We start from the raw sequence: 24,993 nt of genomic DNA, 5'->3' as shown, positions 1-24,993 counted from the left end.
CAAACCCCCGGGGGCCTCGCCCTTTATTTTAGGCAAGTCTTGCCTTGGGTAAACGACGCAAATGGGGCGATTTTGCAAGCTATAGCTTGCCTAAAAATCAAAGCGAGAAAATGGGGCGGGCGCGCCACGTCGACGACGCCATTGAACCGAATCGCCGGGCCCCCATAGAAAGTGTCACCGCCGCTTTTCAGGATGCGCCCTAGGCGGTCCGCTAAACGGATGCGTGCGGCTGCAGGTGCTTTAGCGCAAGCCAATACTTATCCCTGGTGATGGAGTAATCGATCTTCAGGTTTCGATGCCCGGCGATCAGATTGGCGACCACTTCGGATATTTTACGGAACTCGTTGGACGCGATATAGATTTTTCGATGGCCGTCCCCGGTCTCACGGCCTAAGTTAAGCCAGCCGGTCTGCTTGGGCAGCTGGTCTTCGAAAGCATTCATCGCCTCCGAGGAATCGGTGGAGGGCATGCCGTTGTTCGATACCGTGTAGGCAATGTCTATAACGGTCATCCACGGATGGGAGGGCTTGGAGTCCCAGCGCAGAAGATCCTGGTTAACCATTGCAATCAGGGGCAATCCGTTGATGGTGCCTTCCAGGACGGCGCACTGGGAAAACTCTTCCCCGGACATGCCGTCGGAATATTTTTCGACAAACTCTTTTTCCCGCCAGGCGAGGTAAGCCGGCAGTTCGCGGATGGGGATCAATTCCTGGCCGGAAGGTGCAGGCACGACCTCGAAGGTGTCGACCTGCGTGGCGGTTGCCAGCTCGCCCAGCAAGTTGCTGAGGAATATAGATGTACCCGAGTCCATCGTTTTCCGCTGCTCCTCTGAAAAGTCCCGGTGCACAAATTTCAGACAGATTTCGTCGGGGTATTCCGCCAGCGGTTCGCTGTAAAAAGATAACGTGTGCTCGTCAAACGTGCAGCCGTTCATGTGGATGCGCCAGCCCGCCGGTTGCTTGAGCGCGGTAAATTTCCAATTGGATAGCGTCGGTGCAGAACGAACCAGATGCTCGACGAATACAAAGTTCTTTACATCGCCCTCGGCGGTTATAATGATCTCGGCGACGTCGTCGGAGGCCATCCCGATCTCGCTGAAAAATCCGGGATTGACCTTGTGTAACCGGGGTGTCAACTCGTCGAGGACCCGCTCGACCACATCCCCTTTATTTTTCATCACCTGGAAGAACGTCGCTTCCTGTGTACCAAACCATTGCCAGAAGGCCTCCGCCGGGTCCTTTTTTTCCCGCTGAAAAAGCTTATCGAATATGCCCATAATAAGGGCAATATACTACTCCGTCCGGAGACTCTTCACCGGACTCGCGAGCGCCGCCTTCATGGCCTGGTAGCTCACCGTCGCCAGGGTGATGAGGAGGGCGCAGACGGCGGAGGCGACGAACAGCCACCAGGGGAGGCCGGTGCGATACTCGTACCGCTGTAGCCATTGGTGGAGGTAGAACCAGGAGATGGGGGTCGCGATGCAGCAGGAAATGACGACCAGGACGACGAATTCGGTGGAAAGGAGGCGCCAGAGGCTGTACACGGAGGCGCCGAGGACTTTGCGGACGCCCATTTCCTTGGTGCGTTGTTCGGCGACGAAGCTGGCGAGACCGAAGAGGCCGAGACAGGAGATCAGGATCGCGAACAGGGCGAAGACGCCGGCCAGCCGGCCGACGCGTTCCTCGTCGGAGAACTTGGTGGCGTACTCATCGTCGGTGAACTTGTATTCGAAGGGGCTGCCGGGGTTGTGCTGGTGGAAAACCGGCGCGAGCTTTGCCAACGCGAAACCGATCGGCACCGTGGGCTTGACGCGCACGATGATGGAGCTGGTCCAACCGAAGTTCGGGTAGAAAACGGTGGGCTTTATCGGGGTGTAGGGCGACTCCATGACCATGTCGTGGATGACGCCGATCACCTGGTAGGGTTTGCCATTCCATTGGATGGTCATGCCGACGGGATGGGCTATCCCGATGAGCTTCACCGCGGCTTCGTTCAGGATCAGGGCGTTGGAATCGGTGGTAAACTGGCGGGAATAGTCGCGGCCTTCCTTGATGTGCCAGTGCAAGGTGTGCCCGTAATCGAAGGTGACGGCGATGATGCCAAACGCCGGCTGGGTGGCGGGGTCCTTGCCCGCCCATTCGAAGCCGATCTGGTTGCTGTTGACTTCGGTGGGCTTGCTGTTGGACTCGGCCATGTCTTCCACTACGCCGGTGCGGAGCAGGTCGCCGCGGAGCTCGTTGTAGTGACCCCATATCTCCGGGGTATTGATGTCCATGGTCAGCAGGCCTTCGCGGGTATAGCCGACGGGGCGGTTCTTGGCGTACTGGACTTGTTTGTATACGATGACGGTGCCGATGATCAACGCCACCGATACGGTGAACTGGACCACGACGAGGACGCGCCGCGGGAGCGACGCGAGCTTTCCTACCTTGAACGTGCCCTTCAGGACCTTGATCGGTTGGAAGGAGGACAGGTAGAGGGCCGGATAGCTGCCCGATACCAGCCCGGTAAAGAGGGCAAAGCCCAGGGTCATCAGCCAGAACCATCCGTTCCCCAGGGGCAGGCGCATGTCTTTGTCGGCCAGCTGGTTGAAGAATGGGAGGGACAGTTGTACCAGCAACAGCGCGAGGATCAGGGCCAGGCAGGCGATAAACAGGGACTCGCTCAGCAGCTGCCCGATCAGTTGGCGGCGCAGCGAGCCGAGGGTCTTGCGGATGCCTACCTCCTTGGCGCGGCGTTCGGACCGGGCGGTACTCAGGTTCATGAAGTTGATACACGCCAGCAGCAACACGAAGACGCCGATGATGCCGAACAGCCAGACAAAGGCGATGCGGCCGCCGCCGGTGGCGACCCCATTGACGAACTCGTCGTGCAAACGCCAGTCGTCCATCGGCAGCAGCGTGAGCGTTTCGTTGTCCTTCATCTGGTCGTGGGGGGTGACGATGCCCTTGATGGCTTCGCTCGCCTGGTGCATGCCCACGTGCGGGTTGAGCTGGACATACAACCGCCAGGAGTGGTTGCCCCATTCGGTTTCCGTTCCTTTCAGCCAGGTGTTGACCGCCCCGTATTCGTCCCAGGACCACAGGAAATTAACGCCGTTGAAGGAGGTGTTCTTGGGCAGATCCTCGAATATTCCCGCCACCTTTAGCGGTGTGCGGTTATCGACCTTGACGGTCTTACCTATCGGGTCGGACGATCCGAACAATGCCTTGGCCGTCGAGGCGCTCAGCAGCACGGAGGCCATGTCTTTGAGGGCGGACCGGTTGCCCGAGATCATATGCAGCGATAGCATGTCCGGGAATTCCGGCTGGACGGCCACGCCCGTTTGGGTGATCTTCTGTTCACCCGCCGCTATGATGTGGGGCTCGTTCCAGGTAGCCAGCGACACTGCCTTGAACAGGTTGCCCCACTTGGTCCTCAGCTCGGTCCCCACAGGATAGGAGTTCGTCTGGTCGGTGCCCCGGACGCCGTTGAAGGTTTGGTTGACCATGACCGTGGCCAGCCGTTCGTGGTTGGCGTGGTAGCGGTCGAAGGACATCTCGTCCCATATCCAGAGGCCGATGATCAGGGCCACGGCCATTCCGCTGGCCAGCCCGAAGACGTTAATGGCCGAGTAGGCCTTTTGCTTGAGGAGGTTCCTCCAGGCGATCGTCAGGAAATTGCGGATCATATTATTCGGATCTTAGGCTTTTTCCGGGGTTCACCAGGGCCGCGCGGATGGACTGGAAGCTCACCGTCGTCAGCGTGATGACGAGCGCGCCCCCGGCCGCGCCGAGGAATATCCACCAGGAGATCGGGGTATGATAGGCATAGGCCGACAACCACCTATCGAGGTAGTACCACGCGACCGGCGTCGCGATCAGGCAGGAGAGCATGACCAACAGCACGAATTCGGTGGAGAGGAGTTTCCATATGTGGAAAACGGAAGCCCCCAGCACCTTGCGCACGCCCATTTCCTTGGTACGCTGCTCGGCCACGAAGCTGGCCAGGCCGAACAGGCCCAGGCAGGAAATCAGGATGGCCAGCCCCGCGAAAACACCCGCGAGCTGGCCGACCCGCTTTTCGTCGGAGAACTTGCGTTCGTATTCGTCGCTGGCAAACTTGTATTCGAAAGGCATTCCCGGGTTGTATCTGGCAAAAACGCGCGCCACCTTGTCGAGCGACGACTGCGCGGGCAAACCCGGGGTAAGCCGCAGCAGGATGGACTCGGTCCAGGAATAGTCCAGGGTGTAGATGGTGGGCGACACCGGGGTGTAGGGCGATTCCATGACCATGTCTTTCACGACGCCGACAACCGTGTGCGATTCCTGTTGGACGTGCATGACCGTCCCTACCGGGTGCTTGAGGCCCATCAACCGGACGGCCGATTCGTTGAGGACGATCGCGCCGGTATCGGAGCTGAACGCCCGTGAAAAGTCGCGTCCCTCTTTTACCTGCCACTGGACGGTGTTGCCGTAGTCGTGGGTCACCGCCACGTAGGCGAATTCAGGTTTAGCGTCGGGTTTCAGGCCATCCCACCGGAAATCGGTCATGGTGCTCACGACCTGTGTGGTCGCGCCGTTCGATTCGGCCATGTCCGACACGGCCCCGGTCGCCAGCAGGTCCTGTCGCAAGGGGGTGTAGTGCCCGTAAAGGCCGGAGGTATTGAGTTTGACGACGATCAAACCATCCCCGCGGTCGTAGCCGGTGGGCCGGTCCCGGGCGTATTGCACCTGGAGGAACACGACCGTCGTTCCGATGATGAGGGCCACCGAAACAGTGAACTGGAGGACGACGAGCACGCGCCTGGGAAGTGCCGCCAGCCGGCCGGCCTTGAAGGTTCCCTTGAGGACCTTGATCGGGCGGAAGGAAGAAAGATAAATGGCTGGATAGGTGCCGGAGATGAGGCCGGTGAACAGCGTAAAAGCCAGGGCCGAACCCCAAAAGCTCAAAGACGTCAATGGAAGCCGCATGTGCTTATCCGCGAGCCCGTTGAAGAATGGCAGCGACAATTTCACCAGGCAAAGCGCGATGCCCAGCGCGAGAAGCGTCACAATTATGGATTCGATGTAGAGTTGCACCACCAGCTGTACCCGCAGCGAGCCGAGCGTCTTGCGGATGCCCACTTCCCGCGCGCGTTTTTCGCTCCGCGCGGTGCTCAGGTTCATAAAGTTGATGCACGCCAGGATCAGTATGAAAGCGCCGATGAGGCTGAACATCCAGACGAACTGGATGCGACCGCCCACGGAGACGCCGTTCTTGAATTCGCTGTACAACCGCCACCGGTCCATGGGGTGCACCAGTATGGATTCCCTGGCGCTCTCGGGGTGTGACCGGACAACGGCGGTCAGTTGCTGTTCCAACCCGTGTATGTCCGCGCCGTGTTTCAGCTGTATAAAAGCCTGGAAAGAATGATTGTTCCACTGGTGCTCCCAATTATGGTACCAGTGCGCATTGAGGATGATGTACCTGTCCCAGGGCATCAGCAGGTGCGTGCGCGTGAGGCTGGTGTTTTCCGGGAAGTCCTCGAAAACGCCCGCCACGGTCATGTCGTAGCTGCCGGACACGCGCACCGTTTTGCCCATCGGGTCTTCGGTCCCAAACAAAGCCTTCGCGGTGGAGGCGTTTAACAGGACGGAGGATGGGTCCCTCAGCCCTTCCCGGCTACCCTCCAGCATCTTTAGGCCGAACATGCCGGCGAAGGACGGCTGGACGAACATGCCGTCGCCGGAAACCTTGACGTCGTTGTACTGCAGGCTGTGGTTCTCGTTCCACGAGGCCATCGACACCGATTGAATGTCCTTTCCCTGTAAACCGAGCCCCAGGGGAAGCAGCGTCGCTTTGGAAGTCCGCAGCTCCCCATTGACCGGCGTCGTCGACATCACCTGGGCAATCGTCCGATGGTTGTCGAAATAGCGATCGAAGGTCAGTTCATCGTACATCCACAGACCGATCAGGATGGCAATGGCCATGCCTGTCGCCAGCCCGAGGACGTTGATCGCGGAATAGACGCGGTTCTTTTTGAGGTTCCGCCAGGCGAAAAGGATGAAGGAGCGTAGCATGCTCCTTCCACTCCGAAAACAACGCCAAGGTAGCAATTCGTTGCGGACCAGTGTATTGCGTTTTTGCGCGGGCGTTCGCCTGTATCGAAAACGTACACTACACGTGCGCCAGCGCGTCTACCCATTCGTGGACGGGCGTACCGATCAGGCGCGCAAAATCCAGCGACAAGCCCAGCACGGTATCCGCCTGTTTGCGGGCGTAGACCCGGGCAAGGTTGGTCCGGAATTTTTCGAGCAGCTTGGGGATACCTTCGTCCCGGCGGCGTTTGTGGCCGATGGGGTATTCGACGACGACCTCGTCCCACACCGTGCCGTCGTTGAACTCCACCGTGAGGGCGTTGGCAATGGACCGTTTTTCGGGGTCGTGGTAGTCGGCCGTGAACTGGTGGTCTTCGACGCACTCCATGGTGTCGCGGAGCCGGTCGATCCGGGGATCGGCGGCGACGGCGTCCTCGTAATCGGAGGCCGTAAGGCGTCCGTACAACAACGGCACGGCGACCATGTACTGGATGCAGTGGTCACGGTCGGCGGGGTTGTGGAGCGGGCCCTTTTTATCGATGATGCGGATGGCGGCCTCGTGCGTGCGGATCCGGATGTGACGGATGTCTTCGGCGCGGCGGCCGGTTTCCATGAGCTTGGCGTGGAGCGTCATCGCGGCCTCCACCGCGGTCTGGGAGTGGAACTCGGCGGGGAAGGATATCTTGAAGAGGACGTTTTCCATGACGTAGCTGCCGTAGGGCCGTTGGAAACGGAACGCCTGTCCCTTGAACGAGACGTCATAGAAGCCCCACACAGGCGCGGTGAGGACGGAGGGATAGCCCATCTCCCCGGTGCGCGCCATCAGCGCGAGCCGTACGGCCCGGGCGGTCGCGTCACCCGCGGCCCAGGACTTACGGCTACCCGTATTGGGCGCGTGCCGGTACGTGCGCAACGACTGCCCGTCGACAAAGGCCAGCGACAACGCGTTTACCAGCTCATCCCGGGTCAGGCCCATCAACCGGCCCACCACGGCGGTGGACGCGACCTTCACCAACAGCACGTGGTCGAGTCCTACTTTGTTGAACGAGTTTTCCAGCGCGATAACGCCTTGGATTTCGTGCGCGCGGATCATCGCGTCCAGGACGGCTTTCATGGTCAGGGGCGGTTTGCCCATCGCGACCGCCGTACGCGACAGCCAGTCCGCGGTGGCCAGGATGCCGCCGAGGTTATCGGAGGGGTGGCCCCATTCGGCGGCCAGCCAGGTGTCGTTGAAGTCGAGCCAGCGAATGATGGCGCCGATGTTAAAGGCGGCCTGGACGGGGTCCAGCTGGTAAGCCGTTCCCGGGACCTTGGCGCCGTTCGGTACGACGGTGCCGGGGACGATGGGCCCGAGCAGCTTGGTGCAGGCGGGGTAGGTCAGCGCTTCGAGACCGCACCCGATGGTGTCGAGGAGGCAATAGTGCGCGGTCGACCAGGCGAGGTCGGAGGTTATGGAATAATCCAGGACGTAGTCGACGATATCGGTTAAAACTTTGTCTGCGGTACGTTGCATGTTATCTTTTTTCGATGGGAACAAAAGGACGGTTCTCGGGTCCGGTATAGTTGGCGCTGGGGCGGATGATCTTGCCGTCCTGGCGTTGCTCGATGACGTGGGCGCTCCAGCCGGTGACGCGGGCGATCACGAACAGGGGTGTAAAGAAAGCGGTGGGTACGCCCATCAGGTGATACGACACGGCGGAAAACCAATCGAGGTTCGGGAACATCTTTTTCTCCGACCACATGAGCGACTCGAGCGCTTCGGCCACGTCAAACAGCATCATGTCGCCGGCCTCCTTCGAAAGCCCACGCGCGATTTCCTTGATGACCTGGTTGCGCGGGTCTGAAACGGTGTAGACGGGGTGACCAAAGCCGATGATAACCTCTTTGCGGGCCAGCCGCGCGCGGATGTCCCCTTCCGCTTCGGCGACGGAAGCATACCGGCTTTGGATATCATAGGCGACCTCGTTGGCGCCGCCGTGCTTCGGCCCGCGTAGCGCGCCGATCGCGCCGGTGATGGCCGAATACATATCCGAGCCCGTCCCCGCGATGACGCGGGCGGTAAAGGTGGAGGCGTTGAACTCGTGCTCGGCGTAGAGGTTGAGCGATACCTGCATGGCCTGTTCCCAGGTCGCGGACGGTGTGCGGTCGTGGAGCAGGTGAAGGAAGTGACCGGCGATGGTTTCGTCGGCGGTCTCGACGTCGATGACCTTCCCGTTATGGGCGTAGTGATACCAGTACAACAACGCGGAGGCGTAGCTGGCCATGAGCTTGTCGGCGATGTCGCGGGCGCCCGCCAACGCGTGGTCGTCCTTTTCGGGGAGCAGGGCGCCCAGCACCGAGGTATAGGTGCGGAGCACGTCCATGGGGTGCGTGGCCGGCGGCAGCTGTTCCAGCGCCAGGCGGGCGGCGGCGGGGAGACCGCGCAGCGATTGAAGCTTTGTCTTATAGGCTTTCAGCTGGGCGGCGTTGGGCAGCGCCCCGTATATCAATAAAAAAGCCGTTTCCTCGAAGGTGGCCTTCTCCGCCAGGTCGAGGATGTCATAGCCGCGATAGTGTAGGTCGTTGCCGGTGTGACCTACGGTGGACAAGGCAGTGTTGCCCGCGGGGACGCCCGACAGCGCCACGCTTTTCTTGGGTTTGAATCCGGTGTTATCCATTACGTTGTTGTTTGAATAGTTCGTCCAGCTTGCGCTCGTAGTCGTAATACCCGATGCTGGCATACAGCTCGGCGCGGGTCTGCATCGTGTCCAGCACATTCTGCTGGGTGCCGTCGCGGCGGATCGCTTCGAAAACGTTCAGGGCGGCCTTGTTGGCGGCGCGGAAGGCGGAAAGCGGGTAGAGCACGAGACCGACGCCGTTTTCACGGAGCTCGTCAACGGTATATAACGGAGTCATCCCGAACTCGGTGATGTTGGCCAGCACGGGGATACCCGTCACCTCCTCGAACCGGCGGTAAAGCGCGAGCTCCGGCACGGCTTCTGCAAAAATAAAGTCCGCGCCCGCCTCTTTATAGGCCAGGGCGCGTTCGAGGGCCTTATCCATGCCCTCCACGGCGATGGCATCCGTCCGGGCGCCGATCACGAAACCGGGGTCGGTCCGGGCGTCGACCGCCGCCTTGATACGGTCCACCATTTCTTCCTTGGAGACCACCTCCTTACCCGGCCGGTGACCGCAACGCTTGGCGCCGACCTGGTCCTCGATGTGGAGGGCGGCGGCGCCGGCCTTGATCAGGGCGCGTATGGTGCGGGCGACGTTAAAAGCGGAGGGGCCAAAACCCGTATCCACGTCCACCAGCAGGGGCGTATCGGTCACGTTGGTGATGCGGTCGATGTCGACGAGGACGTCCTCGAGGCTGGTGATGCCGAGGTCGGGGATACCGAGCGAGCCGGCGGCGACCCCGCCCCCGGAGAGGTATATCGCCTTGAAGCCCGCCTGGGTGGCGAGCAGGGCATGATTGGCGTTGATGGTTCCTACTACCTGAAGGGGCTTTTCCTGGGCCATGGCCTCGCGGAACCGGGTCCCGGGGGAAACGTTCGGCATCTACAATTCGTTTAGGTCGCAAATGTATCGAAACCGGACGTCGTTTTATATCAAAAGCGAACAGTTGTTCTGTACCATACCCGCAAACAGCTCGTTGTGAATATTTTAGGCCGCGGCACGATTTTATCTACGAAGAACTTCATAAACCCTTCACCGCATGCTCCGCAACTACCTCAAGATCGCCTGGAGAAATATACGGCGCCACCCCTCTACTTCTTTGATCCATGTATTGGGACTTTGCTTTGGTATATTGTCCTGTCTGATCATTTTCATCGTCATCCGCTACGAGCTCGGCTTTAACAAGGTCGCCGACGCCCCCCGGATCTACCGGGTAACCACCGACCTGCAAAGTCACCTCGACAACGGACCGCATCATGCCTCGAGCATACCGGGACCCGCTACGCAGGCGATGCGCGCGGAAATGACCGGAATGGAGGCCATCACTTATTTTCATACCTGGAACCCGGGCGTGACCATCGCCCAGGACGGGGAAAAGCCGCTGAAGTTCGATCCCCTCAAGGGCTCGGAAACGGCGATGAACATCGTCATTACCGACCCGGACTATTTCCATGTGTTCGCATACGATTGGCTGGAAGGGAATCCGCGCACCGCATTGAACGATCCGTTCAAAGTGGTGTTGACGGAAAGCGGGGCACGGCGGTATTTCGGGGACGCGCCCCTGGCCGCGGACCTGGGCCGCACGGTTGCTTACGACGACTCCCTCATCGTCACGGTGTCGGGTATCGTCCGCGACCCGGCGGCGCCCACGGACCTGGCGTTTACGGACTTCATATCCTTCGCTACGGCGACGAACAGTTATCTGGGAAGGGGCGAGGTAGACATGAAGAACTGGCATATGTGGGGCAGCCTCAACCAGACGTACGTCAAACTTGCGCCTGGCGTGACGATCGCCCAGCTGCAAAGACAGGCGCCCGGTTTTATCGACCGGCACATAAAGATGGACGGTATGAAAACGGCCTTTCGTTTTCAACCCTTGAGCGACCTGCACTACAACGGTGATTACCGGGATACGTATTCCCGCCAGGCGAGCCTGCCCGCGCTCTACGGCATGTTGGGCATCGCCTGTTTCATCCTGATCATCGCCTGCATCAATTTTATCAACCTGTCCACCGCCCAATCCATACAGCGCGCCCGGGAAATCGGGGTGCGGAAGGTCATGGGCTCGGGTCGTGGTCAGCTGGTTGTCCAGTTCCTGACGGAAACCCTGATGCTGACCGTGTTGTCGGCGGCGCTCGCCCTCCTGTTGGTGCGGCCGGTCATGGCCGCCCTGGGCGACCTCCTACCTTGGGGCGTGGCATTCCATTGGACGACGTCCACGCTGTTGTTCATCGGGGGGATCATCCTGGTGACGGCCGCCGGCGCCGGTTTCTACCCCGCCAGGGTCGTAGCGTCCTTCCTCCCGGTGATCAGCCTGAAGGGGAAGGGCGGCGAACAATTCAACCGCCGGAGTCCGCTCCGCCGCGCGTTGATCGTCTTCCAGTTCACGGTGTCGCTGGTCTTTATCATCGGGAGCATCGTAGTCGGCAGGCAGCTCGCCTACGTGCTGAATTCGGACCTGGGTTTTGCCAGGGGCGTCGTCCTGCAAATCAACACCCGTTGGGGTGACGGGGACAAGCGGGTGTACTTCGCACAGCGCCTCCGTGCGCTGGCAGGGGTGTCCCGCGTCAGCCTCAACGACGGCGTGCCCTCTTCGTCCCGCCATGGCAGTACGAGTTTCTCCTATAACGGGAAACAGATCGTGGAAACGAAAGGAGAGCTCATGGACGTCGACACGGCCTACTTCGGCCTCTTTGGGCTCAGGATGATCGCGGGGCGGCAGCTGATGTCATCGGACACCATGAAGGAGTACGTCATCAATGAAACCGCCGCCAGGACATTGGGTTTCCCCCATCCCCAGGATGCCGTGGGTAAAATGGTCAAGGCCGGGATGACGGATGGCAGCGGTCTGGAATTCCTGCCCATCGTCGGCGTCGTTTCGGATTTCCACTCATTGTCGATGCATTCCGCGATAGAGCCGGTTTTTATGTGTGCCGCGGGGAATGAGGCCGCTTCGGTCAGCGTCAAGCTGACCGTGTTGGATCAACACACGCTGAACCAGATCGAGGCTCTCTTCCACCAGGTATTCCCGGTCGCGCAGTACAACCCCGGTTTCTTCGACGACATCATCGCCCGGATGTATATGGACGAGCAAAAGACGTCGCGCATCATCAGTCTTGCGATGACGATCGCCATCTTTATCTCGTGCATGGGTCTCTTTGGCCTGGCCGCCTTTACCGCGCAGCAACGGACCAAGGAGGTCGGTATCCGGAAGGTCCTGGGGGCCAGGGTGTCGACTATCGTCGTTTTGCTCTGCCGGGACTTCGTGCTGCTGGTCGGGCTGTCGATCCTCATCGCCTCCCCCATCGCCTGGTGGGCGTCGCACCGCTGGCTGCAGGATTTTGCATACCGTGTCCCGGTGAGCGCCTGGATATTCATCGTGTCCGGTCTGGCCGCTATCTTTATTGCCCTTTGCACCGTCAGCGCGCAGGCGCTGCGGGTCGCCAGGGCCAATCCCGTAAAATCCTTAAGGTCCGAATAATGTTCCTGAACTACCTCACTTCCGCCTGGCGAGCTTTACTGAAATCGCCCCTGTACAGCGCCATCAATATCGGGGGCCTGTCCACCGGCCTTGCCGCGTGTATGCTGATCCTGTTGTATGTCACCCACGAGCACAGCTATGACCGCTTTCACAGGGACAGCGACCGCCTGTACCGGGTCGATGCGTCCTTCACCATGAGCGGTCAGCAGGTGAACATCCAGGGCATCGGCTATAACGACGCGCCGCGTCTGCTGGCCGGCGACTCCCGCGTCACGGAGGCCCTGCGCGTCAAGATCAGGGACCAGGCGACCCCGATCGAAGGAAAGGCCGGTCCGTTCACCGAAAACGGGTTTTTGTTCGCGGACAGCCGTTTTTTCTCCTTCTTTTCCTTCCCCCTGGTCGAAGGCGATCCGGCGACCGCGCTGGGCAAGCCCTTTTCGGTGGTCCTTTCCCAAAGGGCGGCGCGCAAGTACTTCGGGCAATCGGACCCCATCGGGCAGGTCCTGACGTATAACCACAAGCATCCGTTGGAGGTGACCGGGGTTGCCGCCGACGCGCCGTCGAATTCGTCCATCGAATTCGACTTCGTCACGCCGTTGTCGAGCCTGGAAGCCATGCCCGAGCGAAAAGATGAGATCGGCGGTCCGAGCGACCCCATCGGCAACTTCGTGACCTATCTCCGGCTGAACCGGCCCGAATCCGCCCGCGGCGTGGAAAAGAGCCTCGCCGTCCTGGCCAGGGACACGTCGATCCACATGACGCTGGAATTATTCCGGGATACGCACCTGGGGCTGAACTTCGGGGACTTTTCGAACCTCCGCTACCTCAAGGTCTTTCCGCTGGTCGCGTTCCTGGTGCTGTTGCTGGCGCTGATCAACTATATGAGCCTGGCGACGGCCCGCGCCACCACGCGCGCCAAAGAGATCGGCGTCCGCAAGACGCTAGGCGCGGGCAGGTCGTCGGTCGCGTTCCAGTTCTATACCGAGTCGGCCCTGTACGCCGGGCTTGCCTACGCCATCGGCTTCGCGTTGTTCCTGGCGCTAAAGCCCGGTTTCCTGAACCTGCTCCACCTGTCGATAGATAGCCACTATCTCTCCAGCACGCGGATGATGCTTTGGCTGGTAAGCTTGCTGGTGGTGACGGTCCTCGCCGCCGGCAGCTACCCCGCCGTAGTCCTGTCTTCCTTCCGTCCCATAGCCTCCATCAGGGCCAAGGGCGGAGGCGTCAGGAAGGTCTTTACCGTCCTGCAGTTCACCATCTCGATCGGCCTGATCGCGTGCAGCCTCGTCATGTACCAGCAATTATATTTTGTACGGCATACCGATACCGGGATAAACAGGGCGGGTATCATTGAAGTGCCCTTTACGGGAGAGCTGGGTAGACACTTCCAGGCATTCGAAACGGACGTACGCGCGGTACCCGGCGTAACCGACGTCGCTTCCAGCTCCTACCCGCTCTATGCGGATACCTGGAGCATGAGTTTTGTCAAAACCGCCCCGGGGGAAAAGTCCACGGCTTTGCCGATGTTCAACTCGAGTCCGAATTTCCTGGGGATGATCGGCGCCCGGTGGGCGGTGCCGCCGCCCGATAAGGCCGCCCTGGCGGACCCCACCGCCATTTTCCTGAACCAACAGGCCCTGACGGAGCTTCAGTTGCCGGCCAACCCGGTGGGCCGTTCCCTGGACGTGGATGGACATCCGCACATCATCCAGGGAGTCTATAAGAATTTCAACTATCAATCGATGGACTATGCCATCCGGGGCTTGGGTGTTTCGCTGGACACGTTCCTCCAGCACAACCAGCCCAACCGGGGTTGCCTGTATATACAGGTAAGTCCGCACGTCAACCTCCCCACGCTGATGGAGGCCGTCGCTAAAGCGCACGCCCGGTACGATCCGGGCACCGCTTTCAACTACCGGTTCCTGGACCAGGCGTTTGACGCGCTGTATCGTTCCGAGGACCGGTTGGCGGGATTGTTGGGCGCCTTTACGTTGCTCACGATAGGGATTGCCTGTCTCGGGCTGCTCGGCCTGGCCACCTTCTCCACTCTCCAACGGACCAAGGAAATCGGCATCCGCAAAGTGCTGGGCGCCGGCGTCCCCGGCCTGGTGCGGTTGCTGAGCGCGGATTTTCTATGGCTCGTGGGGGTTGCGGTGCTGCTGGCGCTGCCACTGGCGGCGTGGGTCATGCACGACTGGCTGACACAGTTCGCCTATAAGATCACGTTGAGCCCGGTAACGCTCGGCGCGGCTGCCCTGGGAGCGGTATTGCTCGCGGCGCTCACCGTCGGGACGCAGGCGCTGCGCGCGGCGAGGGCGAATCCCGTGGATAGCTTGCGCAGCGAATAGGGGTCCTTATAATAAAAAAGCCCGCGCGATACGTCGTGCGGGCTTTTTCTATTCTCGTAAGGGCTATTCCTCTTCGGGCCCTTTTTTTGGCTGATCGTTGTCGCTATCGCGGTTGTAATTGCGGTCTTCGCGCGGAGCGTCGTTGTCGCGGTTGTAGTTCCGGTCGCGGTTGTAGTCGCCACCCCGGTCGCCACCGCGATCATATCCACCGCGGTCACCACCACGGTCACTACCGTAACCTCCACGGTCGCCACCGCGATCGTAACCGCCACGGTCGCCACCGCCGCTGTAGCCGCCGCGATCTCCGCCGCCGCCATAACCACCACGGTCGCCGCCACGGTCGCGGTTGTACCCGCCGCCACCGCTGTAGCCGCCACGATCGCCACCGCGATCATAACCGCCACGGTCGCCGCCGCCGCTGTAGCCGCCGCGATCACCGCCACCGCTATAACCACCGCGGTCGCCGCCACGGTCGCGGTTGTACCCGCCACCGCCGCCGCCACTGTAGCCGCCGCGATCGCCGCCACCACCGTAACCGCCGCGATCTCCGCCACGGTCGCGGTTGTAACCGCCACCACCGCCGCCGCCGTAGCCACCGCGATCTCCGCCGCGGTTATAACCACCGCCACCGCCACCGCCGTAGCCGCCACGATCGCCGCCGCGGTTGTATCCGCCGCCGCCGCCGTAGCCGCCCCGGTTATTGTCACGATTGAAATTGCGTTCTCCGCCGCCACCGCCGCCCATGCTGGCGTCGGCTTCCTTAACGGACATCTTTTTACCCTTCAGGCCCACGCCATCCAAGGTCTCGATGGCGCCCCGGGCTTCATTGTCGTCGGGCATATCGACAAAACCAAAGCCGCGACTTTTCCCGGTCATTTTGTCTGTGATAACTTTGGCGGAACGCACCTCGCCATAGAGCTCAAACATTTCTTTCAGGTCTACATCATCCAGGTCAGCAAAAAGGCCTGCAACAAAAAGCTTCATGATAACAAAATTATAATTATAGGGTAAACTCGCGGTAAAGGTACAATGGCAACGGCTAATTTCTCCTATTCCGAACTTTAATTTAGGGTCTTTTCGGGAGAAATCATAAAAAATTAGTTATATATAGGTATTTCCCGGGGGCAGCACGCGACGGAAATTTGTTCGCATATCAAAAATGACCATTATGAACAAAAATCTGCTGCTGCTGCTCATCCTCTGTTCAGGACTCACCGTTTCCGCCCAAAAGGCCGATATCAAAAGCCTGCAGTTCGGGGTGGACATCGGACCCAACCTATCAGGTGCGCTGGCCCACGATCCCAACACCAAGGTCACCGGCGCGCCGGGTCTTGGATTTGTCGTTGGCGCCTTTGCCGACCTCCCCTTTTCCGGCTCCTCGTTTTCCTTCCGCCCACGTCTTCAGTACTCCTATGAATCTTACGCCCCCCACCTTTACGGGGACAAGTACCCCGTCCATATGTCCTTTGTAAAGCTGCCGCTGGACGTGACCTACCGCCTCGACGACAAGCTGATCGTCGGCGCCGGCCCCTACGTAGCCATGGCCCTGGGCGGCAAATTCAAGGCCGATTATGGCGACGGATACCAGACAATCCACTTCGGCTCGGACCCCGACAACGATGAAGCCAAACGGGGGGATGTGGGATTGGACCTCATGGCGGGGTACAAGATCATGGACAATATCGTGTTGACAGCCAACCTCAACTTTGGCTTCGTAAACATCATCAATACGGCCTATTGGGGCGACGGCAACAGGGCGCACACCCTTAATTTCGGTATCACCGGCGGCTATATTTTCGGCGGCAAATAGTTATTGGACGGTCCACTCGTGTATCCCCGCGGAATTGTCCACCGGGAGCTGCACGACGAGCCGCAGGCTACCGGTCGATATGGGTTTGAAGGTGACGCGGTCATATTTGTCCTTGGCAAGCTCGTACGGCGTGGTGGTTTCCACGGGTACCCAGGCTCCCGTCGCATTTTTGTATTCGAGGGTCCAGGCGGCCGGGATCCGGCAACCGCCCCAGGGGCCGTCGTCATACCAATACACCGCGGAAGAAGAGAGCGTCCGGGGCTCCGCGAAATCGTACTCGACCCACTGAGTGCTGTTTTTGCGCGGCCACCAGTGGAAGTAGGGGAACTTATGGTCATTGGAGGAGTCCGGTTCGCAAAGATCGTTTATCGCGCGGAGCGCCCGGCTGCTCCCAACCGAAGCCGTGACCTTGCTGCGGGAGGCGATGGTCGGGGTGGGCTGGGGTCTGGCCGCGGCCCGTTCATACGGGACCCAAACGGTCATTTCGGCGGGGCCGCGGTTGGCCCAGGCATAATAAGGGATGGCGGTGAGCATCGTCTTTTCATCGGGTTGACCGGCCTTCAGCGCAACGCCTGGCAGCGTGAGCTGGTCTATCCCGCCCAGGGCCTTTGTCCGGCGCGTCTCAATCGTTGCGGCGGTGTCGGCCAGGAGGTTGCGTACCAGGCTGTCGCGGTTGTCGGGGCCTTCCAGGCAGTAGACGACTGGCCCGCGCTGGAGGGCAAAGCGGCCCTGGTCGGCGGCAACGTTATTATTGGCGAGGATCTTCCGGGCGGTCATGGGGAAGTCCACCGTGACCTTGTCGCCTTTTTTCCAGGTGCGTTCCAATACGGCATAGCCTTGTTCTAGCCGGTAGGTCTGGGGTTTGCCGTTGAGGGAAATGGTTACCGGCTGCCCGGTCGGCGTTTCGGCCGGCCACGATACCGCCCGGTAGAGGTCGCCCGCGATCGGCTCGCCCACCGCCCATCCGGGGATACGGATACGCAGGTCCGCGTGTATCGGGGCATCGGGCGTAAGCGTCAGGTCGACCTTGCCGCTCCAGGGGTAGTCTGTCTCCTGGCGGAGGCCTATTATTCCGTTGTCGAGGCGTATGTGCGCGTCGCTCCCTACAAAAAGGTTTATGTACAGGGTGTTTCCCGTTCGGGCATACACGTACCCCGGCATCGATGGCAGGAAACGCGCCATATTGGTGATGCAGCAGGCGCAGTCGAACCAGGCGCTGCGCTCGTTCTGCCCCATCGATTCGAGCGGATTGGGATAGAAAAACCGGGTGCCGTCCAGCGAAACCCCGCTCAGCAGGCCGTTATAGAGGGTGCGCTCCAGGACGTCGATGTATTTGGCGTCGCCATGGAGCAGGAACATCCGGCTGTTCCAGTAGACGTTGGCGATGGACGCGCACGTCTCGGCGTAGGCCGACATATTCGGCAGCTCGTACGCCGCCCCGAAGGCCTCACCGTTGTTGGTGGCGCCGATGCCGCCCGTGATATACAGCTTGTCGGATACCACGTCCGTCCATATCCTGTCGATCGCCTTTTCATAGGGCGCGTACCCCGTCAGCGCCGCTACGTCCGCGATCCCGGTATACATATAGGCCGCGCGGACCGCGTGGCCTTCGGCGGAGTCCTGGTCGACTATCCTTTTGTCGGCCTGGTTGTACGCCTCCCCGTTGGGTCCGCGTACGTCCAGGAAAAACTTTGCCAGGTCGAGGTATTTTTGCTCCCCCGTGACCCGGTAGAGCTTGACCAGGCCGATCTCCACGATCTGGTGACCGGGGTACCTGACCACCTTGCCGGGACCGAACGTCGCGACCAGGAGGTCGGCGTTCTTTAGGGCGATATTCAGCAGGGTGCGCTTGCCCGTGGCCTGGTAGTGGGCTACCGCGGCCTCATAGAGATGGCCGCAGTTGTAGAGCTCGTGGCTGAGGATTTCCTCGTTCTGCCAGCGCTGGGCGCCGATCCATTCGTGTGGTCTGGCTTCGTCCGCGCTCCGGAAGGTGTACAGGTAGCCATCGGGCTCCTGCGCCGCCCCGATCAGCGCGATCAGCGTGTCCAGGTAGCGCTCCAGCTCCGGATTCTTTTTTACCTGGAGACCATAGCTGGCCCCTTCGATCGCCTTGTAGAGGTCGGTGTCGTCGAAAGGATACACCGTGAGCTTGCCGCCGCTGTGCCTGGCCGCGATGATAAAGTTGTTGATCCGGCCATGCTCCCTGCACATACGCAAAACATAGGGGATCGTGACTTCCCGGTTGACCTCGATCTTCGGGGCCCAGAAGGCGTCGTCCACGCGGACGTCGGTGAAGGGGACGGGTTGGATGGGGTAGTCTTTTAGCGGGCTTTTCGCCTCCGCTGTGTTTGGTGTGGCCATTACCTTTCGGAGGCTTCGCACCTCGAAAATGGACCCGGTGGATTTGCCCGCCGGGGCTCTAAAGGTCACCCGGATGGTCTGTTTGCCTGTGCCCGGAATAGCGAAGCCCAGCTCCACGAACTGGTTTGGTTTCGGATGGTTCAGCGCGATCGTCCCGATCTTCGTGCCGTCGACATAGATATCGGCGACGCGCCCGTTGTCCCCGCCCCAAGCCGTCACCAGCAGGCTGTCGCCGGCGGCCAGGTCGAAGGCGAAGAAGCCGCCGTTCCGGCATTCGCGGGACCGTCTGGCCTCCTGGTCGCCCACGTAGGATGTTTTCGAGTCGAGGTGGTGGTCGCGCTCGGGCTGCATTTCACCCAGGCGCATCACGTCGGCTGTCCGGTCTTCGATGTCCTTTTGGCGCCGCTGCTCCGCCTCGTAGGCGACCTCCCGGTTGGTCCAGTCCTGGGGGGTGAAGTAGTCCCAATAGACGCTGTAGTAGTTGTCGTAAGTTTCAAAAAAAGGTTTCAAGACCACGTCATGCGGTCGTCCTACGCCTTTAGTTTTGAATATCGCGGGGCCTATGTTCTCTATCCAGTCATTTACATTGCGGTCCTGTGTCAGCAACACCGGCACGCCGTGCAGGTCGCCCGAGGGGTCCTTGTCTCCCAGGTCGCCCGCCAGGACGACCGGGCCGTATAACAGGGCGACACGGTTGTGGTTGTCGGGCATAGCCTCGGCATACAGGTGCATGGGGAGCGTTATTTGCACGTGGTCGCCCTTTTTCCAGCGGCGCTTGATGACCACAAAACCACTCTCTTCGTCACCCGTCGCCCACGGTGCGCCGTTCACCAGGACCTGCACGCCTTGCGCGGCCCACCAGGGATGACGGACGCGGAGCGCCCATGGGGCGGCGGTTTCGCCGTCGATGCGCAGGTCCACGGTATCGCCAAAGGGAAAACGGGTGGTTTGCGTGACCGTCAGCCCATGCCAGCGGAGCACCGAAGGGATAAAAAGGTTGACGTATAGACCGCCGTCGGCGGCCTCGTAGTAGATGCCCTCGGCGTATTTGGCGTGGTTCTCCATACCGCTGCCCACGCAGCAGGTAAAGGTGTGGAGCGAGTCGCTGAATTGCTTGCGGGTGCCCATGCGGAGGGACACGAAATAGCACATCATGGCTTCGGGGTTCTGGGAAGCCAGGATGTGGTTGTAGATCGCGCGCTCATAGTAGTCGCCCAGGCGGCCGTCCGGGTTCCAGGTGAACAGGTGGCGCGTCAGCTTGAGCATGTTGTACGTATTGCAGGACTCGCAGGTGCTTTCGCTGAGGTAATCGTTGAGGCGGTCGGGTTCGCCCAGGTATTCGTGGTCGCTGTTGCCGCCGATGACGTAGGTGTGGTGGTCCACCACGATGTTCCAGAAATTCCGCGCGATCGCGGAGTCGCGGGCATCGCCGCTCAGCTCGAAGCGCCGGGCGCAGCCGATGATCTTGGGGATTTGGGTATTGGAATGCTTGCCGGGGAGCGGGTCCTGGCCTTTTGCCAGCGGATCGAGGATGGCCTTGTGGTCGAATTTCCAGGACAGGTCGAGGTATTTTTTATTGCCGGTTATCGCGTACAGGTTCGCCAGGGCGTCGTTCATCCCGCCGTGCTCGCACGCCAGCATATGCTGCACCTGTGCGTCATTGAGCGCGTTCAGCTCCTTGCCCGTCCAGTCTGCCAGGCGGGTTGCCACCCGTAAGGCTTCCCGGTTGCCTGTATATAAGTATGCGTCTTCGAGGCCGGACAGTACTTTATGCACCGTGTACCACGGCGACCATCCACCGTTGAGGTCGAACCCCGAGGAATGGATGTCGCCCCTGGCCACCTGGGCCCAGATCGAGTCCTCGTGCGGGATCGCCCCCACATACCCCGTACCGCGGGCGTCCTGGCAGCGCGCCAGTTCCCGGACGATATAGGCAACCCGGTCCGCGAAGACCGTCGCCCCCGTCGCGGCGTACATCATCGAACAGGCGGACAGGTAGTGCCCCAGCGTGTGACCCGAAAGGCCCTCGCTTTCCCAGCCGTCATAGACGGGGGCTTTGAGCGGAAGACCGGCGTTCTCATGGAACCGGTGCAGCAGGCGGTCCGCAGAGAGGCTCAGCAGATAGCCGGAATCGCGGTCGAGGGCGTCACGGAAGGGGCTATTAAGCAAACGGACGTTTTTCAGGTCGATGGCATAGGCCCGCGCGGCGCTCTTTACGGGCACGCGCGGGTTATCCCGTTCGGGCACGTAGGATTGCGCGGAGGCGACAATGGGCAGTAGAATCCACAGGAATTTCATACGCTAAAAATAAGAATCCCGGAACGGCGAGAGCCTTCCGGGATTAATCACTTGTTCGCGTATCTTAACTCTTTGGCGGGAAAAACAATGGCTTTAGCGTCAACCATCCTAGCACCGGGAAAAGGTGCATCGGCATCACCAGCCAGGGGAACAGCTCGGGGCTTTGCAGCTCGAGCGGTAGCTTGGTAGCGATGGGTCCCAGGATGGAAGCGAAGCTCAGGGTGGTAAAGATCAGGTTGAAAACCGCGTCGGTCCTGACGCCCAGCATCCGGTGGAGCAGGGCGAAACCAAGGGCGGCGATCAAACCGCCGATCACGCTGGAGGCAATCATCTTCACCGGTGAGGCGATCGTCGAAAAATCCACACCCAGGTAGTGGGAGTATATCTTCGAATAGATCAGGGACAAAATCCCCGCCAGGAGACCGGATACGGCGCCGAGTAACAAAAGTTTCTTCAACATGCTTATTTCTTTGTGACCGGAACCGTGAGATCGATAGTGATGTTATCGTCCACATCCCCGGACCTTCCGACGCCAAACTGTACCCTGTTCACGGTAAAGTTCGCGTGGAACGTCCCGCCGGTACCCGTCTGCTGAAAGGTGAACGGCATCGTTAATGGTTTGGTGACGCCGTGCATCGTCAGGCTGCCGATGGCCTGGTAGCCGGGACCTGCCTTTACGACCTTGTTGGACGTGAAGCTGATCGTCGGGAACTTGGCGACATCCAGGTACTCCGCGCTTTTCGCGTGGGTATTCATCAGACCGTTGCCAGTATTGAGCGTGGACGTCTGTATGGTGACGTTGAAGCTCGCGGTAGCCAGGTTGGCCGGGTCGAACTCGATGTTCCCGGCGAGGCCTTTAAATATGCCGGCGGCGTCTCCGGTGGTGCTCCACTTGACCATATAACCCGGGGCAATGGCCCAGCTGGTAGCCGCGTACAACGCTAACAATAAAATCCTCATCCTTTTACGAATTCAGTGTTGGCATCGAGCGTTACGTCGGTACCCAGCATGGCGGCGGGGAAGGTCGTGCCGATGCCGAAATCGGTGCGGTTAATCGTACCGCCAATGTGGAAACCGGCGGAGGTTTTCTTGTTCATGGGGTTGGTCGCGGTGCCATTGAACGTGGCGTTCAGCGTAACGGTCTTGGTAACGCCGTGCAGGGTGAGGTCACCGGTCACTTCGTAATTCTTGCCATCCAGGTGCTTGAAGGAAGTGCTCTTGAAGGTCAGGGTCGGGTACTTCGTGGCGTCGAAGAAAGCGTCGGTCTTGAGGTGATTATCGCGGGCTTCAACACCGGTGTTGATGCTCGTCACATCGGCCGTCAGCTCGACGACGGCATCGGAAAAGTCATCCTTGGACGAGGTGATGGTAGCGGTAATGGACCGGAACCCTCCCTCAACGGTGTTGATACCCATGTGGGCCACGCCGAAATTGAGTTGAGAATGCGCTTTGTCCAGGGTCCAGGTTTGTGCAAAAACGCCGGCGGACATCAGCAGGCCCATGGCCAGAAGGGAAAACTTGTGCATCATAGTGATATTTTTAGTTACCTTTAGTAACTCAAATGTATTTAGTAACTGGATCACCTCCAAGAAGGCACGTCCCCTAACCCTGGTAACATGAGTGTAACTAACATTGACAACCAACATCTTACAGTCGAAAAAAGGGCAAAAAATATTTTGGATCCCGTCGAACATCCGCCCGAAATGTGCCCCATCCGGGACATCCTCGGTCATTTTGGCGATAAATGGTCCATCTTCACCATACTTTCCCTGGGCCAAAAGGACCGCGTCCGTTTCAATGAGCTCAAATCCATGGTCCACGGCATTTCCCAACGGATGCTCACCGTCACCCTCCGCTCCCTGGAAGAAAACGGCGTCGTCGAGCGCACCTGGTACCCCGAGATCCCGCCCCGTGTCGAATATTGCCTGACCCCGCTGGGCCGTTCGCTCCTCGGCAAAATGGTCGACCTCTGGGAGTGGGCCTCGACCCATATGGACGACGTCCACACCGCCCGCCGCCGCTTCCAGCGCGCCAAGGACCGGAAGACCGCGGCCGCGGAGTAAGCCCTGCGAAAACGCAGGTGACGCCAGAGGCGCCCCGGGTGGCATGTCCCTCTATCCCCCTTTTTCTCGCTTTGATTTTTAGGCAAGCTATAGCTTGCAAAATCGTCCCATTTGCGTCGTTTACCCAAGGTCTGCCTTGCTCAAAAATCAAAGCGTGGAAAAGGGCGCCGGGGGGGCTTCCGCGAAGCAGTCCGCGCAGGGCGCATCCTGAAAAACGATGTCAGCACTTTCTACGGCGCTCCGACGATTCGATTCAACGGCGCCATCATCGTCGACGTGGCGAGGCATCCTCCTTTTCCTCGCTTTGATTTTTAGGCAAGCTATGCCTTGCAAAATCGCCCCATTTGCGTCGTTTACCCAAGGTAAGACTTGCCTAAAATAAAGGGCGAGGGCCCTGGGGGTTTAGGGGCAAGCTATAGCTTGCAAAATCGACCAATTTCCTGCGATTACTCAAGGTCTACCTTGCCTAAAAATCGAAGCGTGGAAAAGGCGCCGGGGGGCTTTCGCGAAGCGGACCGCGCGGGGCATATACCCATTTTTACGGCCCCCCCTCCGTATAAAACCATCCCACGAACAGGTGAATTTGCGCTCCCTAACGCACCAAAGAGAGAAAATGCGACAGAGAGTGGATAAGTTTGGAAAATGTCCAGCCACAAACCATATGAAGGCTCCCGCAGACAAGCGCTGCACCTCATGGACCGGAGGCTTCAACAGTTCCGGGCAATCGACAAAGACGACCGGCCGCCGGAAGGCTGGATTCATGAGATACGGACCGTGATACGCATGCCTCAGCGGGACCTGGCGGAGCGGCTTTCCATCTCGGAGCAGGCGGTGAAACAAATAGAACAGCGTGAGGTAGCCGGTACCATCTCGCTGAAGTTGCTGGAAAAGGCGGCGGACGCCATGGGTCTGGATCTGGTGTACGGCTTTGTTCCCAGGGCAACCTCACTGGAAAGCATGGTGGAGGCTCAAATCCTGAAATATATACGTAAATGGCAGGACGAGCTATCGTCGAAGGAGGACGTTTGGATACGTAAAAGGATCGACCGGCTCCTTGAAAAACCCCAGGGGCAATTCTGGTGGCTCACAACCCGAGTGTCGACTCGGCTGACGCAAGGGTTTGATCCCCCTGAAAGTATTTCGCCGCCAGGGCATCCGCCCGATCCCCTGTCACCGTATGAAGCGTTTTTAGCAAGAACGCGTAATCCGTGAAGTCGGTGGGGGCAACGAGCAGCTCGTGGAGCCACTTCCACGTGGCGGGTTCTCCGATTTCCTTTTCGATGGCGGTGAATATCAACGGCGCGTAGTAGTATACGTAGAGCTCGCGGTTTCTGTAGTCTTTGACCGTGGCAAACGGGGCGGGTTGGAAGTTCTTCAGCGCCTTGACCTTGCGGGCGAGTTCTTTATGATACGCGCTGTCGGATATGAGGGCACGGGTGGCGTGGAGGGCGAGGAATTCGGCAAAACCTTCGGACATCATATCGCCGAGGGCGGAATTGAAACGGCGGTAGGTACCGTAGTAATAGTGACCGAGCTCGTGGCTCATAAAGGCGATCATGTTGTCTTTTTTGGCAGGGTCGGCAAAAGACTTCATGGCATAAGGATCGTAGCCGATATTGACGATCGTCGGGTATGATACGAACAGCCAGGCATGATCGGGCGCGGTCGGGGTAGTCTGTATGAAGGTGATCGTGTCCTTGTAGGGAATACCGAGGTGACCGGCATAATAGCCTTTGAGCTTTTCGGTGACCGCGGCCAGCGAGCGCAGGTGATCCTCGTCCATGTCCGGGTTGAGGAAGCAGTCGCCGCCGGCGTAAGCCACCGGGTATTTTCCGGCGTACAACAGGATCTGGCGGGGCACGTCGCTGTGCAGGCGGGCGTGCGTCCCCCGGACCGGCTGCGCGCCATTGACATA

16 protein-coding genes are annotated in these 24,993 nt (G+C 59.8%); 4 read left to right on the top strand and 12 right to left on the bottom strand.

Annotated features, from left to right (window positions below; translation table 11 throughout):
* Nucleotides 1–211 precede the first annotated feature (211 nt).
* The 6 genes from VL547_RS06845 to prpB form a co-directional block, all read right to left on the bottom strand.
* Nucleotides 212–1,276, bottom strand: coding sequence for a DUF695 domain-containing protein (locus VL547_RS06845; RefSeq protein ID WP_325576610.1), 1,065 nt, complete (start codon nucleotides 1,274–1,276; stop codon nucleotides 212–214).
* 15 nt (nucleotides 1,277–1,291) lie between these two features.
* On the bottom strand, nucleotides 1,292–3,670 hold the full coding sequence (locus tag VL547_RS06840; RefSeq protein ID WP_325576608.1) for an ABC transporter permease: 2,379 nt from the start codon (nucleotides 3,668–3,670) through the stop codon (nucleotides 1,292–1,294).
* A gap of 1 nt (nucleotide 3,671) precedes the next feature.
* Complete coding sequence (locus VL547_RS06835) at nucleotides 3,672–6,041, bottom strand: ABC transporter permease (RefSeq protein WP_325576603.1); 2,370 nt, start codon at nucleotides 6,039–6,041, stop codon at nucleotides 3,672–3,674.
* Between the two features lie 97 nt (nucleotides 6,042–6,138).
* Complete coding sequence (locus VL547_RS06830) at nucleotides 6,139–7,572, bottom strand: bifunctional 2-methylcitrate dehydratase/aconitate hydratase (protein WP_325576601.1); 1,434 nt, start codon at nucleotides 7,570–7,572, stop codon at nucleotides 6,139–6,141.
* Between the two features lies 1 nt (nucleotide 7,573).
* Nucleotides 7,574–8,716 carry a bifunctional 2-methylcitrate synthase/citrate synthase gene (prpC, locus tag VL547_RS06825; protein WP_325576599.1) on the bottom strand — a complete coding sequence of 381 codons (1,143 nt, stop codon included), beginning with the start codon at nucleotides 8,714–8,716 and terminating at the stop codon, nucleotides 7,574–7,576.
* A complete protein-coding gene (gene prpB, locus VL547_RS06820) occupies nucleotides 8,709–9,599 on the bottom strand; it encodes a methylisocitrate lyase (RefSeq protein ID WP_325576597.1) in 891 nt (296 codons plus the stop codon). The genes prpC and prpB overlap by 8 nt, the downstream gene beginning before the upstream one ends.
* A gap of 157 nt (nucleotides 9,600–9,756) precedes the next feature.
* Between prpB and VL547_RS06815 the strand changes: the two genes are divergently transcribed.
* Both VL547_RS06815 and VL547_RS06810 read left to right on the top strand, forming a co-directional pair.
* Nucleotides 9,757–12,198 (top strand): ABC transporter permease, encoded by a 2,442-nt coding sequence (locus VL547_RS06815; protein WP_325576595.1) that lies wholly within the window; start codon nucleotides 9,757–9,759, stop codon nucleotides 12,196–12,198.
* Nucleotides 12,198–14,546 carry an ABC transporter permease gene (locus VL547_RS06810; protein ID WP_325576593.1) on the top strand — a complete coding sequence of 783 codons (2,349 nt, stop codon included), beginning with the start codon at nucleotides 12,198–12,200 and terminating at the stop codon, nucleotides 14,544–14,546. Before VL547_RS06815 ends, VL547_RS06810 begins: the two co-directional genes overlap by 1 nt.
* 63 nt (nucleotides 14,547–14,609) lie before the next feature.
* Here the strand turns inward: VL547_RS06810 and VL547_RS06805 are convergent, their stop codons facing one another.
* Nucleotides 14,610–15,530: a hypothetical protein gene (locus VL547_RS06805; RefSeq protein WP_325576591.1), complete on the bottom strand. Its 921-nt coding sequence runs from the start codon at nucleotides 15,528–15,530 to the stop codon at nucleotides 14,610–14,612.
* 184 nt (nucleotides 15,531–15,714) lie between these two features.
* Between VL547_RS06805 and VL547_RS06800 the strand changes: the two genes are divergently transcribed.
* Nucleotides 15,715–16,356 carry a porin family protein gene (locus VL547_RS06800; RefSeq protein ID WP_325576589.1) on the top strand — a complete coding sequence of 214 codons (642 nt, stop codon included), beginning with the start codon at nucleotides 15,715–15,717 and terminating at the stop codon, nucleotides 16,354–16,356.
* On the opposite strand, the gene VL547_RS06795 is transcribed toward VL547_RS06800, so the two are convergent.
* The 4 genes from VL547_RS06795 to VL547_RS06780 all read right to left on the bottom strand — a co-directional run bounded on the left by VL547_RS06795 (nucleotide 16,357) and on the right by VL547_RS06780 (nucleotide 22,544).
* Nucleotides 16,357–21,015 carry a beta-L-arabinofuranosidase domain-containing protein gene (locus VL547_RS06795; RefSeq protein ID WP_325576588.1) on the bottom strand — a complete coding sequence of 1,553 codons (4,659 nt, stop codon included), beginning with the start codon at nucleotides 21,013–21,015 and terminating at the stop codon, nucleotides 16,357–16,359.
* A gap of 64 nt (nucleotides 21,016–21,079) precedes the next feature.
* The gene (locus VL547_RS06790) at nucleotides 21,080–21,475 is read right to left on the bottom strand and encodes a hypothetical protein (RefSeq protein WP_325576586.1); all 396 of its coding nucleotides are present in this window, start codon (nucleotides 21,473–21,475) and stop codon (nucleotides 21,080–21,082) included.
* A gap of 2 nt (nucleotides 21,476–21,477) precedes the next feature.
* Nucleotides 21,478–21,975: a YceI family protein gene (locus VL547_RS06785; protein WP_325576584.1), complete on the bottom strand. Its 498-nt coding sequence runs from the start codon at nucleotides 21,973–21,975 to the stop codon at nucleotides 21,478–21,480.
* Entirely contained in the window at nucleotides 21,972–22,544 is a 573-nt protein-coding gene (locus tag VL547_RS06780) for a YceI family protein (protein ID WP_325576582.1), read from the bottom strand. The genes VL547_RS06785 and VL547_RS06780 overlap by 4 nt, the downstream gene beginning before the upstream one ends.
* Before the next feature lie 147 nt (nucleotides 22,545–22,691).
* On the opposite strand from VL547_RS06780, the gene VL547_RS06775 reads away from it, so the two are divergent.
* A complete protein-coding gene (locus VL547_RS06775; RefSeq protein ID WP_325576580.1) occupies nucleotides 22,692–23,078 on the top strand; it encodes a helix-turn-helix domain-containing protein in 387 nt (128 codons plus the stop codon).
* A 1,084-nt stretch (nucleotides 23,079–24,162) separates the two neighbouring features.
* Here VL547_RS06775 and VL547_RS06770 read toward each other — a convergent pair.
* On the bottom strand, nucleotides 24,163–24,993 hold an 831-nt coding region (locus VL547_RS06770), incomplete at its 5' end, for a hypothetical protein (RefSeq protein ID WP_325576578.1).

The sequence above is a fragment of the Dinghuibacter sp. genome (genome assembly GCF_035492835.1).
Lineage (GTDB): Bacteria > Bacteroidota > Bacteroidia > Chitinophagales > Chitinophagaceae > Dinghuibacter.
The sequence above is the reverse complement of the archived record's forward strand: the minus strand, read 5'-3'. Positions and strand labels throughout refer to the sequence as shown.

Excerpts from the sequence above, each read along its gene's own strand:
- VL547_RS06845 (WP_325576610.1), bottom strand. The coding sequence starts at position 1,276 with ATGGGCATATTCGATAAGCTTTTTCAGCGGGAAAAAAAGGACCCGGCG.
- VL547_RS06840 (WP_325576608.1), bottom strand. The coding sequence starts at position 3,670 with ATGATCCGCAATTTCCTGACGATCGCCTGGAGGAACCTCCTCAAGCAA.
- VL547_RS06835 (WP_325576603.1), bottom strand. The coding sequence starts at position 6,041 with ATGCTACGCTCCTTCATCCTTTTCGCCTGGCGGAACCTCAAAAAGAAC.
- VL547_RS06830 (WP_325576601.1), bottom strand. The coding sequence starts at position 7,572 with ATGCAACGTACCGCAGACAAAGTTTTAACCGATATCGTCGACTACGTC.
- prpC (WP_325576599.1), bottom strand. The coding sequence starts at position 8,716 with ATGGATAACACCGGATTCAAACCCAAGAAAAGCGTGGCGCTGTCGGGC.
- prpB (WP_325576597.1), bottom strand. The coding sequence starts at position 9,599 with ATGCCGAACGTTTCCCCCGGGACCCGGTTCCGCGAGGCCATGGCCCAG.
- VL547_RS06815 (WP_325576595.1), top strand. The coding sequence starts at position 9,757 with ATGCTCCGCAACTACCTCAAGATCGCCTGGAGAAATATACGGCGCCAC.
- VL547_RS06810 (WP_325576593.1), top strand. The coding sequence starts at position 12,198 with ATGTTCCTGAACTACCTCACTTCCGCCTGGCGAGCTTTACTGAAATCG.
- VL547_RS06805 (WP_325576591.1), bottom strand. The coding sequence starts at position 15,530 with ATGAAGCTTTTTGTTGCAGGCCTTTTTGCTGACCTGGATGATGTAGAC.
- VL547_RS06800 (WP_325576589.1), top strand. The coding sequence starts at position 15,715 with ATGAACAAAAATCTGCTGCTGCTGCTCATCCTCTGTTCAGGACTCACC.
- VL547_RS06795 (WP_325576588.1), bottom strand. The coding sequence starts at position 21,015 with ATGAAATTCCTGTGGATTCTACTGCCCATTGTCGCCTCCGCGCAATCC.
- VL547_RS06790 (WP_325576586.1), bottom strand. The coding sequence starts at position 21,475 with ATGTTGAAGAAACTTTTGTTACTCGGCGCCGTATCCGGTCTCCTGGCG.
- VL547_RS06785 (WP_325576584.1), bottom strand. The coding sequence starts at position 21,975 with ATGAGGATTTTATTGTTAGCGTTGTACGCGGCTACCAGCTGGGCCATT.
- VL547_RS06780 (WP_325576582.1), bottom strand. The coding sequence starts at position 22,544 with ATGATGCACAAGTTTTCCCTTCTGGCCATGGGCCTGCTGATGTCCGCC.